At 67.0% G+C, this 13327-nt stretch carries 8 protein-coding genes; 1 reads left to right on the top strand and 7 read right to left on the bottom strand.

Translation table 11 applies throughout. The annotated features are described in order from the left end of the window. Window positions 1-25 precede the first annotated feature (25 nt). The 4 genes from GTP41_RS00345 to GTP41_RS00330 all read right to left on the bottom strand — a co-directional run bounded on the left by GTP41_RS00345 (window position 26) and on the right by GTP41_RS00330 (window position 6775). Window positions 26-2068, bottom strand: a complete 2043-nt coding sequence (locus tag GTP41_RS00345) for a sensor domain-containing diguanylate cyclase (protein ID WP_229502684.1) — start codon at window positions 2066-2068, stop codon at window positions 26-28. Window positions 2069-2094: 26 nt separating this feature from the next. Next, on the bottom strand, window positions 2095-4056 hold the full coding sequence (locus GTP41_RS00340) for a S9 family peptidase (protein ID WP_202419563.1): 1962 nt from the start codon (window positions 4054-4056) through the stop codon (window positions 2095-2097). Window positions 4057-4059: 3 nt separating this feature from the next. Continuing rightward, window positions 4060-5535 (bottom strand): APC family permease, encoded by a 1476-nt coding sequence (locus tag GTP41_RS00335; protein WP_161023564.1) that lies wholly within the window; start codon window positions 5533-5535, stop codon window positions 4060-4062. A gap of 127 nt (window positions 5536-5662) precedes the next feature. Beyond that, a complete protein-coding gene (locus GTP41_RS00330; RefSeq protein WP_161023563.1) occupies window positions 5663-6775 on the bottom strand; it encodes an NADH:flavin oxidoreductase/NADH oxidase in 1113 nt (370 codons plus the stop codon). A gap of 103 nt (window positions 6776-6878) precedes the next feature. Between GTP41_RS00330 and GTP41_RS27615 the strand changes: the two genes are divergently transcribed. After that, window positions 6879-7007 carry a hypothetical protein gene (locus GTP41_RS27615; protein ID WP_260115108.1) on the top strand — a complete coding sequence of 43 codons (129 nt, stop codon included), beginning with the start codon at window positions 6879-6881 and terminating at the stop codon, window positions 7005-7007. On the opposite strand, the gene GTP41_RS00325 is transcribed toward GTP41_RS27615, so the two are convergent. The 3 genes from GTP41_RS00325 to GTP41_RS00315 all read right to left on the bottom strand — a co-directional run bounded on the left by GTP41_RS00325 (window position 7008) and on the right by GTP41_RS00315 (window position 13293). Next, on the bottom strand, window positions 7008-7520 hold the full coding sequence (locus GTP41_RS00325; RefSeq protein WP_161023562.1) for a DUF1993 domain-containing protein: 513 nt from the start codon (window positions 7518-7520) through the stop codon (window positions 7008-7010). Window positions 7521-7540: 20 nt separating this feature from the next. After that, entirely contained in the window at window positions 7541-8521 is a 981-nt protein-coding gene (locus tag GTP41_RS00320; RefSeq protein ID WP_161023561.1) for a succinylglutamate desuccinylase, read from the bottom strand. A 71-nt stretch (window positions 8522-8592) separates the two neighbouring features. Further along, on the bottom strand, window positions 8593-13293 hold the full coding sequence (locus GTP41_RS00315) for an NAD-glutamate dehydrogenase domain-containing protein (RefSeq protein ID WP_161023560.1): 4701 nt from the start codon (window positions 13291-13293) through the stop codon (window positions 8593-8595). Window positions 13294-13327 lie beyond the last annotated feature (34 nt).

Below are 13327 nucleotides of genomic sequence, written 5' to 3'. Positions count from 1 at the left end.
AGCCCGGCTCAAATTGCACTAAATGTCACGTGAAGCAGACGCGGTTGCGGCCGGATTCCTTGGCGCGGTACAGCAGCGCGTCGGCTTTCTGCAGCATGGTTTCGGCGCTGCCGGCGGCGATGTCGGCGTACACGCCCATGCTCATGGTCACCTTAAGGTCCGGGTGGACTTCGTGCCACGGGTAGCTTTCGATCAGCGTGCGCAGCTTGTCGCACAAGGCGGCGGCTTGCGGGCCTGGCGTTTCGGGGAAGGCCATCACGAATTCTTCGCCGCCGTAGCGGGCTACCAGGTCGGACAGGCGCATGTGTTTGCGCAGGATGGCGCCGACGTGGCGCAACACCACGTCGCCGGTGGCGTGCGAATAGGTGTCGTTGATCTTCTTGAAGTGGTCGATATCGCAGATCACCAGCGCCAGCGGGCGTTTGTGGCGCACGGCCTGGTTGAACAGCGTATTGGCCTGCTCGTCGAAGTGGCGCCGGTTGTAGAGCTGCGTAAGCGCGTCGCGGATGCTGAGTTCGCGCAGTTGCTCGGCCTGCTGCATGATCGTCGCATGAGAGGCATTCAGCTCCTCGTGGCTTTGCGCCAGCTGTTCGCTCATCTCATTGAAGGCGGTAGCCAAGGCGGCTACTTCGTCTTTGCCTTTTACTTCCACTTGCTGGCGCAGCTCCCCTTTGTGCATGCCTTTCACGGCTTGCGTCAGTCCGCTCAGGCTGCGCGACAGGCCTCGGCTTAGCAGCACGCCGAGGAGGGTCGCCAGGATTGCTGCGGCGGCAATGCCCCACCAGAGGGAGTTGTACAGGGCGTCGATGTATTTCTGTTCCTGTGCGGTGGGTGTGGGGGCGCCGTCGCTGTAGACGTAGGCGACCGTCTTGTCTTTGACGATGATGGGGCGTGCCGTGGCGCGCGCAGACTCCGGCAGCATGTCGCCAACACGGAACTGGCCGCCACCCAGCAAGACTTTGTGGTCGGCGTCGGCCAGCACGAAGCGGAACGGGGGCGGGCCGTCGCCGCGGCGTGGCGGCGGTTGGTCGCCGCGTGGGCCGCGCTCTGGGCCGCGCTCGTGGAGGGCGTCCGGGCGCGCGCCGGGCTCACCGGCGGCGCGGATGCTGGCGCGCTGTGCGTCATCACCACGCGCTGCCGGAGCAGGATGCGGTGGGCGAGGGTCGCGCTGCTCTCGGCCCGCCGGCGGCGGGCCGTAGCCATCGCGTGGGGCGCCTGGGCCACGCTCGCGCCCCTCGGGTGGCGGGCCGCCGAAGCCTTCGCCGCGCGGGCCGCGCTGGTCGCGACCTTCCGGCGGTGGGCCGTAGCCCTCGCGAGGGGCGCCTGGGCCACGTTCGCGTCCTTCTGGCGGCGGGCCGCCGAAGCCTTCGCCGCGCGGGCCGCGCTGGTCGCGTCCTTCCGGCGGCGGGCCGTAGCCGTCGCGAGGGGCGCCGGGACCGCGTTCGCGTCCTTCGGGCGGCGGGCCGTAGCCTTCGCGCCGACCGCGCTCTCGCCCGTCCGATGGTGGATGGTAAGCGCCTGGCGACTGCGCGTCGCGGTCGGATGCTGGCGGCGTCCCCTCAGGCATGCGGGGCGCGGGAGCGTCGGCAGCACCCGGCCGGCGCACTGCGGGCAGGGTTGGATCCGGCGGCGCATCGCGGTACTCGGGGCGCGGCAAGCCCCCGTCGGGCGGCGCGGTACCGCTGCTGCGCCGCACCGCCGGCACGGTCGGGTCAGGCGGCGGCCCGTCACCGGCAAGCGGCATCGCTGGCGGCGGGCCGTCCTGCGCACGGACCGCCTGACGCGACTGATCATTGATGCGCGGCGGCATGCGCTCCAGCATTTCGCTCGGCAGTTCGGCACCGCCCGTGCGCACGCTCTCCTGGCGCCGCACGAAGCGGTCGAACGATTCCGTCCGGATCGCCGTCGCCCAATCGCCATGCTCGGCCAGATAGGCCGTCATATAGGTATGGAAGTGCTCCGCCGCCTGCTGCTTGCGCAGCGAGTCGACTTTGTAGTTGACGCTGACATAGGCCACCCCGCCCACCAGCGCCACCGAACCGAGCCCCGTCGCCAGCAGGGCAGCCATTAACTTAAGCCTTAAACGCATGCTGCTTACTCGCCCAGGTAACGTCCAAACCACTCGATCGTGCGCTTGCGCAGGTCGCGCTGGTGATCCGGCTTGCGGATGCTGTGTCCTTCGCCTTCGTAAATCACGAGCGAAGTTGGCACACCCATCGCCTTCAGGCCGTGCCAGAACTCCATCGACTGCGCAGGCGGGCACTCGACATCGCGCTCGCCGACATAGATCAGCGTCGGCGTGCGCGCCACCTTGATCGATTCGATAGGTGACAGCTGGCGATAGATCGCCGGGTCGTCATACGCCGAAGCGCCGAAGAACGGGATCATCCACTGGTCGATGCCGTTCTGGCCGTAGTACGAAATCCAGTTCGCAATGCCGGCGCCGGCAACGGCGGCCTTGAAGCGCTGCGAATGCGTCACGCCCCACATGGTCATGAAGCCGCCATAGGAATGGCCGATCAAGCCCATGCGGTTGGTGTCAACCGGCGCCGCAGCCGCCACCGCATCGATGCCGGTGAGGATGTCGCGCAAGTCGCCGCCGCCGAAATCGCGCCGGTTGGCGCGCGCAAAGGCCTGCCCCTGGCCGAAGCTGCCGCGCGGGTTCGGCAGGAAAATGTAGTATCCCTTTTCCACCAGCTCGCGCACCAGCGGGTTGCCCTGTTCGCCCGGTGCAACAAAGCGCGGCGAGGCCGCAGCGGCGGGCCCGCCGTGCACCTGCACGATCATCGGATATTTTTTGCCAGCCACCTTGTTGCGCGGGCTAAGCAGCCAGCCCTGCACATTGAAGCCTTCGTTCTGCCAGCTGATGTTCTGCACCGCGACCTGCGGCGGCAAGTGGGCGTTGTCGTCCGTGATGGCGCGCATGGAGGCGATCGGGCCCGCCACGATGGCGGACGCCTGCTCGAAGTCCTCCTGCGCCGCAGCCGCCTTGCTGCCATCCGCGCTGAAGCTCATGCGGCCGTCGCCGGCGCTGGTGGAGGCGGCGACCGCGCGCAAGGTCGCGTGGCGGCCGGTGGCCGGATCGACCGATAACACACTCGACTTGTCGCCCACCAGCGCATTGGCCAGCAAGCCCTTGCCGCGCCAGGCGATGGTATTGAAGGTGCCCTTGAAGCCGGGCGTCGCATTGGCCGGCTCGCCGCCCGCCAGCGGCACCGTGTAGATGTCGCCGCCGACCGAGCCGAAGTCGCTCATCAGGCCGCCAATGTAGGCCACCGTGCGCCCGTCCGGCGAGACGCGCGGGGTGTTCAGTTGCGTGCCGGGATGCGCCACGATGCGCAGCGCGCCGCTGCCGGCGTCGATATGCGACAGCTTGGCCACCCACCAGTTGTTGTCGCCGTTGCCCTTGGCGCTGGTGGCGACAAAGCCTTTGCCGTCCGGCGTCCAGTCGTATTCGTAGATGAAGGTGTCGTCCGGCGACACCAGGCGCAGCGCTCCGCCCTCGGCCGGCACGGTGGCAATGCGCTGCGCATCTTCCGCCACGCCGATCTCGCCCACCAGGCGTTCGCCGGCAGCGGTGGCGCCGGTTTCCTTGCGCGCATTGGGGGTGGCCAGCAGCGCCAGCGTGCGGCCGTCCGGCGCCCAGCGCGCGCTGCTCGCCACACCCTGCAGCGATGCCAGCGCGCGGGTTCTGCCGCCGGGTGCGGCCTGCGCCACCTGCAGCGAGGCCGAACCGGCGCGGCTGTCGCTGGCGATAAAGGCCAGCGCCTTGCCGTCCGGCGACCAGGAGGGCTTGTCATAACTGCATGTGCTGCATGGGTCGAATTCGGCGACGATGGCGCCGCTGGCGGCGTCGCGCACCACGACGGTCGGATGCGGGCGCTTGCCATTGCCTGGATCGATGGATTCCAGCGACACGACGCGGTCGCCGGCGGGGGAGATGGCTACCGAGCGATAGTCACGGATGGCCGTGCCCGAGGGCCCGGCCTGGGCAACCGCCCCAGAGATTATGGCCGAGGCCAGGAAAACTGTTTGGGCGATTGCTTTGGCCTGCATTCTTTACACCTTGTTAAGCCGGGAGTTTCGGATACCGTAGATGAAGTAGGTTATCACTGCAACGCCCATCCAGATAGTGAAAATCACCTTGGTGGCATGCGAAAGGCTGAACATCAGGTACGCGCAAGCCAGGATACTCAGGCCGGGCACCACATACGGGCCGAACGGCACGCGGAAGCCGCCCTTGGTGACAATACCCGCCGCACGCTCCTTGGCGCGCAGCACCGGCACGGCGATCGATACCACGATGAATGCGGTCAAGGTGCCCATCGACACCATATCCCACAGGAAGGTGGAATCGACCAGGCCAGCCACCACGCCCACCACCACGCTGACGATCACGGTGTTGATGACCGGCGCATGCGATTTCGCGTTCACGCGCTGGAAGGCTTTCGGCACCAGGCCGTCCTTGGCAATGGCGTACAGGATGCGGGTCTGGCCATAGATCGTTACCAGGGTCACGGAGAACACGGAAATCACCGCGCCAGCCGACAGCACCAGCGCGGGCCAGGCCTTGCCGGTCACGTTCTGCAGGATCACCGACAGGCCGGCGGCCTGGTGTTCGAACATATGCGCAGGCTGCGCGCCCATGGCGGCAATGGCCACCAGCATGTAGAACACGGTGACGATGACCAGCGCGGCGATGATGCCGATCGGGACGTTGCGCTTGGGGTTGCGCACTTCCTCGCCGGCGGTGGCAATGGTGTCGAGGCCGATAAAGGAGAAGAACACCGTGCCTGCAGCGGCGGCGATGCCGGCCGCGCCGGGCACCCATTCGCCGGCGGTCGGTTTGGTGAACGGGGTGAAGTTGGCGGCGTCGAAACCGCTAAAGGCGATGACGGCGAAGAAAATCAGGATCGCCAGCTTGATCAACACCATCACGGCATTGGCGGTGGCCGATTCCTTGGCGCCGCGAATCAGCAGGAAGCAGCACAGCACCACCAGGATTACCGGCGGCAGGTTGAAGTGGCCGACATTCCACACCGTGCCGTTGGCGGTCGATACGATCATCGGCGAGCGCAAATGCTCGGGAATCTGCCAGCCGAAGGCGTTGACCAGGAAGTTGTTCAAATAATCAGACCAGCCGATCGCCGTGGCGCTGGCGGCCAGCCCGTATTCGAGCAGCAGGCAGAAGGCGACGATGAAGGCCATGAATTCGCCCAGCGTGCGGTAGGCGAAGGAATAGGCGGAACCGGCGGCCGGCACCTTGAACGACAGTTCGGCGTAGCACAGCGCGGTCAGGCCGGCGGTCAGCGCCGCCAGCAGGAAGGACAGCACCACGGAGGGGCCGGCCTTGGGCACCGCTTCCACCATGGTGAAGAAGATACCGGTGCCGATCGTGGCGCCTACGCCGATCATCGTCAGCGAAAACAGGCCGATGGAGCGGCTCAAGCCCTCCCCGTGCAGGCTCGTGCCGCCATCGGTTTCGACAGGGGCAGGCTTGGTACGGGTCAGCTTCTGGACCAGCGATTGATTCACAGGCATATCCTTCAGGACAAAAAAACCCCACGATTATAAGACCTCGCAGTTTTGGAACCTAAAGGATTTTGATGCAGGAAAGGCAACCGTGGCGGGCGCCCCACGGCGCCGCGCCAAAGGCCGGGTTTTAGCGCTGCCCGAGGCGGGTGGCGCCGAACAGATTGGCCAGCTCGCGCGGCTGCGAGCGCCAGTACTGCGGCGGTGCAGCAACCTGCGCCCCCAGCGCCGCCGCCGCGTGCCACGGCCAGCGCGGGTTGTACAGCATGGCGCGCGCCAGGCCCACCATGTCGGCCTGGCCGTTGGCCACAATGGCTTCGGCATGCAGCGGCTCGGTGATCAGGCCCACGCCGATGGTCGGCAGGCCGGTTTCAGCCTTGATGCGCTGCGCAAAATGGACCTGGTAGCCGGGGCCGAGCGGGATTTTCTGCAGGGGCGAGACGCCGCCGCTGGAGACGTGGATGAAGTCCGCGCCGCGCTGCCTGAGCGCCTGCGCCAGGACCAGGGTCTGTTCGATATCCCAGCCGCCATCCACCCAGTCGCTGGCGGACACGCGCATGCCCAGCGCCATGGCGCGCGGCACGGCGGCGCGCACCGCGTCATACACCTCGAGCGGGAAGCGCATGCGGTTCTGCAGCGCGCCGCCGTACTGGTCGGCGCGCTGGTTGGCCAGCGGCGACAGGAACTGGTGCAGCAGGTAGCCGTGCGCCGCGTGCAGCTCGATCGCCTCGATGCCCAGCTCATGCGCGCGCAGCGCGGCGCTGACGAAGTCCGCCTTGATGCGCGCCAGGCCTGCCTGGTCCAGCGCCAGCGGCAGCGGGTCGCCCGGCGCATGCGGCAGCGCCGACGGCGCCACCGTCTGCCAGCCGCCCTGCCCTGGCGCCAGCGCCTGGCCGCCTTCGAACGGCGGCGCGCTGGACGCCTTGCGGCCGGCATGCGCCAGCTGCACCGCCAGTTTGATCGGCGTGTGGCGGCGGATGGCCTGCACGATGGGCGCCAGCGCCTGCTGGTGGCCAGCCGACCACAGACCCAGGTCGGCCGGCGAGATGCGGCCTTCCGGCGCGACGGCGGTGGCTTCCAGGATCAGCAGCGCGGCGCCGGACAGCGCCAGGTGGCCGTAGTGGAGCATGTGCCAGTCGGCGGCCAGGCCGTCGCTGGCGGAGTATTGGCACATGGGGGCGATGGCGATGCGGTTGGCCAGCTGCAGCGGGCCCAGTGCGAATGGAGAGAATAAGTGGCTCATGTTACATGTGCTTACTATTGATACACGGTGGTGTCTAGCATGGCGCGGCCCGCATTGATACTCTGCAACTCATGCAAAACCGCCACTGAGAAGGAGCCAAGCCATGTACAAAAAGATCCCTACCGTTTCGTCCCGTTTCCATCCGATGGCGGCGACTGCAGCGGTCTCACTGGGCCTGGCGGTGCTGGTCGTCATGGCCACCTACGCCATGCGCGCCGGCCTGGTCGGCTGATTAAGCTGCGTAAGGACCCAGGTAGTCGATCTTGCCGATCCTGACTCCCTGGTTCCGCAGTATGTCGTGCAAGGTCACGACGTGGAAGAAGAAGTTCGGCAGCGCGAACGTCAGCAAATAGCTCTCGCCGGTGAAGGTTGGCTTGAAGCTGCCGAAACTTAACGCCACCTCCCGCGTTTCGCTGTCCGCGAAATACTCCTCCCCCACCCCTTCGATATAGCCGATCGTATCGGCGATGCGCTGCTGCAGCTGCTCGAAGCTCGCTTCGTTGTCGGGGAATTTCGGCGCGGCGATGCCGGTCAGGCGTTCAATCGACAGTTTGCTGGTATCGCTGGCGCGCTGCACCTGGGCGGTCAGCGGCAGCATGTCGTCCGCCAGGCGGGCCGACAGCAGCGTGTCCACGGGCTGGCCGCTCTCCGCCGCATGGGCTTGCGCGCGGCGCAGCGCTTCCGCCATCACTCTCAGGCCGCGCACGAAAACGGGCACGGAGACTTTGTACATGGACAGGGACATGCGCTACTCCTTTCGGGGGCTTACCTCACGCGCGTGACCATCATGCCGGCGCGCAGGCCAATTCGAACGTCTGGATTGGGGAATACTACCAGTTCTTCGTCATGCTGCACGGTGTAGACGGTGTCGCCGTCGCGCGCGATCTCGTCGCCCTTCTTCAGCGGCGTGAAGTTCTGCGTCTCTTTGCCGAAGGCCATCTTGAATTGGTCGCTCAGCTTGATGATGTTCTGCGCCACCTTGTAGACGTGCGGCGCTTGCGCTGCGGCGGCTGGCGCGGTGCCGCGCAGCAGGCGGTTCAGGGCGACGCGGGCTGCTTCGAACTGGGACAGGTCGTTCTGGCCCAGGGTGCCGATGCGGCCCAGCTCCACCGTGGTACCGGCGGCGGCGTGGTGTTCGGCACTGTAGTAGCTGTAGGTGCCGGCCGAGGCTGGGTTCATGATGATGGCGCCGATGGCCGCTTCGCCCATCCAGCCGATCAAATCTTCCTTGGCGGCGTCGGCGATCAGGTCGGGGACGATGGCGAAGGTGGGGTAGACGCTGGGGCGGATCGCGGTGTGCAGGTCGAGGTGCCAACGTTCCTTGCCAGCGGTGGCGAAGAAAGCGCTGGTGGCGGCGATCATGACGTCGGCCCGCGCGGCTTCGGCGGTGCCGGCCAGGGTGCCGCGCTCGGCGCGGAACATGCGGTTCAGGTCCGCGTCGATGAAGCGCTTGGCCTGGCGGATCGCGCCGATATTGCCGACGCACAGCATCAAGTCGACCTTGAGTTCGGACGGGGTTTGCGCCAGTTGGTCGAGCAGGTAGGCGACCAGCTCGATCGGGCCGGTTTCGTCGCCGTGCACGCCGACCGATACCAGCACGGCGGGGCGTTGTTCGTTTTCGCGGCGGATGGTGATGATGCCGTCGGCGGGCTGGCCGACCGTGAAACCGGCGTCACCGAAGCTGCGCGCGAGGGCGCTGAAGTCGGCTTCGGCCAGGGCTTTTACTGCGGGGGGGAGTGCTGTCATTCTTTATCTTTGCTTCGTTAAACCCGGTAAACCAGGGTCAGACCCAAGGGTCTGACCCGGACTTGCCGCGGTTAGGCCGCCAACCCGACGGCGTTGACCGCTTCGGACAACGCCCAGACATCCAGCATCGCCTGCTCCAGGTCAGCCGACGCCGCGTAGCCGGACAGGCCGAGGGTGCAGGTCACCACCTCCACCGCCTCCACCGCGTCATGCCCATTGGTGGCACGCGCCAGCACCTGCGCCAGCAGCTTCTGCTGCGTGCGGCGCAAGGCCGACTGCGCATAGCTGCGCAGCTGTTCCTGCGACTTCGACGTCGCCGCCAGCTTCAGCCCGCGCTCCAGCGTATCGATACCGGCCTGCGCACGCAGCGCCATGCCCACCGCCAGGAAGCCCGGCAGGTCCATGCCCGCCGGACGCTTGACCGACAGCGCCGCGAACACAAACGCCGCCACGCCTTCCAGCGCATCGACCGCATCCCACGCCTGCGCAAACTCGGCGCGCAGGCCGCCATGGGTCGCCGCCTCCGACTGCACATCCGCCGCCATCTTGCGCACGGTGGCCGGATCGGCAAACAGCTTGGTCAGCTCCGCGATGCCGGCGCCGCGCAGCTGCTCTTTCGGCACGCCCAGCACGCCCTCGATCACCGCCTTCAGCATGGAGCGGGTGCGTGCATCCACGCGCATCGCCACATTGCGCGGGACCACCAGCGCGTCCGCATCCAGCGTATCGAAGATCGGCGCCAGGTCCAGCGCCGACCAGGCCTGGCCCCAGGCCAGGATCACATCCTGCTCGCTGCCGTTATGCGCGGCGGCCAGCTCACGGATCATCAGCGGGCCGCAACGGTTCACCACCTCGTTCGCCAGCACGGTCGCCAGAATGGCGTTGGCCAGCGGATGGTTCAGCGGCGGACGGGTTGCCACCAGCTGCTCAGGGAAGTAAGGACGCAGCACCTTCTCCGCCCAGCTCTCGTCCGTCAGCGGCATGGCCGACAGCAGGCGCTTGTAGCGGTTCTTCACGTTGGCGATCACCACCGCCAGTTCCGGCGTGGTCAAGCCGCGGCCGTCGGCCTTGCGACGCGCCAGTTCGGCTACGCTAGGCAGGTGCTCCAGTTCGCGCGACAGCGCACCCTCTTCTTCCAGGTCGGCGATCAGGTCGGCGTAGCCGTCCTGCACCGCTGCCTCGGACTGGGCTTGCTGCTCGCGCACCAGCAAGCGGGTTTGCTGGATATTGTCGCGCAGGACCAGGCGTTCCACTTCCATGGTCATCTCGTTCAGCAGCTGGTTGCGGTCCGCTTCCGAAGTCTGGCCGGCGTTCACTTCCACATCCAGCCACATCTTGCAGTTCACTTCGTGGTCGGAGCAATCCACGCCGGCCGAGTTGTCGATCGCATCGGTGAAGATGCGGCCGCCCGCCAGCGCGAATTCGATCCGGCCGGCCTGGGTCGCGCCCAGGTTGCCGCCTTCCGCCACGACCTTGCAGCGCAGCTCATTGCCGCTGACGCGGATATTGTCATTGGCGCGGTCCTTCACCTGCGCGTGGGTCTCGCTGGACGCCTTGATGTAGGTGCCGATGCCGCCGTTGTAGAACAGGTCCACCGGCGCCAGCAGGATGCGGTGCATCAGCTCTTCCGGCGCCAGCGCGGTTTCCTCGATGTCCAGCGCGGCGCGGATCTCAGGCGACAGCTCGATCGAGCGCGCGCTGCGCGGGAACACGCCGCCGCCCTGCGAGATCAGGTCCTTGTTGTAGTCTTCCCACGAGGAGCGCGGCAGCGCGAACATGCGCTGGCGTTCGGCGAAGGACTTGGCGGTGTCCGGGTTCGGATCGAGGAAGATGTGGCGGTGGTCGAAGGCCGCCAGCAGCTTGATCTGGTTCGACAGCAGCACGCCGTTGCCGAACACGTCGCCCGACATATCGCCCACGCCCACCACGGTGAACGGGGTGGTGTTCATGTCGTGGCCCATCTCGTAGAAGTGGCGCTTGACCGCTTCGAACGCGCCCTTGGCGGTGATGCCCATCTTCTTGTGGTCATAGCCGTTGGAGCCGCCCGAGGCGAAGGCGTCGCCCAGCCAGAAGCCGCGCTTGACCGCGATGCTGTTGGCGATGTCGGAGAAGGTTGCGGTGCCCTTGTCGGCCGCCACCACCAGGTACGGGTCGTCGTTGTCGTAACGGACGGTGTCTTCCGGCGCCACGATCTTGCCCAGCACACGGTTGTCGGTCACTTCCAGCAGGCTGGCGATGAACAGGCGGTAGCATGCTTCGCCTTCCGCCGCCACCACTTCACGCGCGGCGCCTTTCGGCATCTGCTTGCAGATAAAGCCGCCCTTGGCGCCCGCTGGCACGATCACGGCGTTCTTCACCATCTGCGCCTTCACCAGGCCCAGCACCTCGGTGCGGTAGTCTTCCATACGGTCGGACCAGCGCAGGCCGCCGCGCGCCACAGGGCCGCCGCGCAGGTGCACGCCTTCGAAGCGACGCGAGAACACGTAGATCTCGCGGAACGGACGCGGTTCGGGAATCAGGTGCAGGTGGCTGGTGTCGAACTTGAAGATGATCTTGTCGCCCTGGCCTGCGTTCTGATAGTAGTTGGTGCGCAGGGTCACCAGCATCAGGTCGATCATCGAAGCGAAGATCACTTCGGTGTCGGCATGGTTGATCGACGTCAGGCGGCCCTTGATGGCCAGCAGCTTTTCTTTGGCGGCGTTGCGGGTCGCTTCCGGCTGCTGCGGATCGAAGCGTTCTTTCCAGGCGTCGACCAGCTCCTTCACCAGCGCCGGATGGCGGCGCAGGGTTTCCGCCATGTAGCGCACGGTGAACTGGCTGCCGCCCTGGCGCCAGTAGCTCATGTAGGCGCGCACCAGCTGCACTTCGCGCAGGCTCAGGCCGCCTTCGACCACCAGGCCGTTCAGGCGGCCGTCTTCCGCCTCGTTGTTGAACAGGGCGTTGAACAGTTCCTCCGCCACGGCCACCACGCCGGGGCGCGCCAGCTCGGTCGCGCTTTGCGCATCCACGGCCAGGCTGGTGACGTAGTGCTTCTTGCCGTCGCTGGTGCGGATGGTGTGCGCCGATTCGCGCTCGATCGCCACGCCGGCATTGTGCAGCGCCGGCAGGATGGACGACAGCGCCGGCACGCGGTCCACCGAGTACAGGCGGATGCTGGTGCCGGCGTTGCCGTCGGACGGCAGTTCGACGCGCACCGCGACGCGTTCGCCGTCGCCATTGCGCAGGATCTTGTCCAGGTCGTGGAAGGCCACGCTTGGCGGGGTGGCGGCCACGTAATCGACCGGCAGCGTGGAGCACAGCTTGCGCAGGCTGTTGCGCAGCGGCTCTTCGCTCACTTTGTCGGCCAGTGCGGAGAAGCTGTCATGCCAGCCGTCCAGCACCGTCAGCAGCGGACGCTGGATATCGCTTTCCAGGTCGAGCGGGTAGCGCGCGGCGTGGGCGATCAGGTACAGGCGGGCCAGCGGGCCATCCGACACCAGGGTCTGCGAGCTGACGTGGGTCGCGCCCGAGCTCTCCTGCAGGGCGCGCGCCAGGGCGTGCGCCACGGCGGCGGAGTAGCGTTCGCGCGGCAGGTAGACCAGCACGTTCAGGTGGCGCGCATAGACGTCGCGGCGCGCGAAGACCTTGGCGCGCGGCTGCTTGTACAGCGACACCACGGCGCCGCACACTTCGGCCAGCCATTCCGGTTCCGCTTCCAGCGCTTCGGTGCGCGGCAGCGATTCCAGGATCTCGATGAATTTCTCGGCGCGGAAGCCGGTTTCGCGCACGCCGGCAATCTTCAGCACCTGCGCGATGCGGCCGCGCGCGAACGGCAGGCGGGCCAGCGGGGTCAGGGTGGCGGCGCGGGTGAACAGGCCGACGAAGCAGTGTTCGCCCAGGATGGCGCCCTTGCCGTCGGTGTGGCGCACGCCGATGAAGTCCAGCGACTGGTCGCGGTGCAGGGTGCCGCCCACGTCCGCCTTGACGATGGAGAGGGTGTGGCCGCGCTTGGACAAGGTGTCGAAGTCGCCCGGGATATTGGCCAGGCAGGTGCCGTAGACCGGGTGCGCGGTGTCCTGCAGCACGCCAATGCGGCTCGGGATGTCGCGTTCCAGTTCGCGCGCGCCCGGCTTGACCTGGTAGTAGGCGTAGCCGTGCACCTCGAAGCCCTCGTCGCGCGCCCATTGCAGGAAGGCGGCCACTTCCTGGCCTTCTTCGCCCAGTGCGGCCGCTTCGGTGGCGACCGCGCCCAGGCGCTCTTTCATGGCCGGCAGGTCGCGCTTCACGACGGCGGCGTCGCGCGCCACCATCTCGATGCGGTCGGTCAGCTCTTTCAGGTCGGCGTCGTCCAGCTGTTCGGACAGCAGGCACAGGACCATGGATTCCAGCTTGTCGCCCTGCTGGCCGACCGCTTCCACGCTGCCGTCGGCGGCGCGGCGCACCGGCAGCACGGCGTTCAGCACGCCGTTCGAGCCGACGCGCAGCTTGCGCAGGGCGATCACGATGGAGTCGACCAGGTAGGGCATGTCGTCGTTGACGATCAGCAGCGCGGTGGCGTGGCCGCCGCGCGCTTCCTGGTATTGCAGCTTGGCGATCTGGCAGCCGTGCGCGGTGCGCTTGGCCAACTGGGTGAAACCATCCACAAGCACTGGGGCGAGGCTGCCGGGCGACAGGTCCGCCAGGTCTTCATCGTCCAGGGAGCCAAGCCAGGCTTCGATCAGTTGCGCGATCGGGCCGCTGGCCTTGACCAGTTCCAGCGTCTGCTTGCGCAGCTCTTGTGGCATTTGTTTCATCTGCTTCTCCAATACGTTGTGGGTATTTTCTTTT

The organism is Pseudoduganella guangdongensis (genome assembly GCF_009857475.1).
Lineage (GTDB): Bacteria > Pseudomonadota > Gammaproteobacteria > Burkholderiales > Burkholderiaceae_D > Rugamonas > Rugamonas guangdongensis.
Note: the sequence above shows the minus strand (reverse complement) of the source record. Positions and strands in the feature narration are given on the sequence as shown.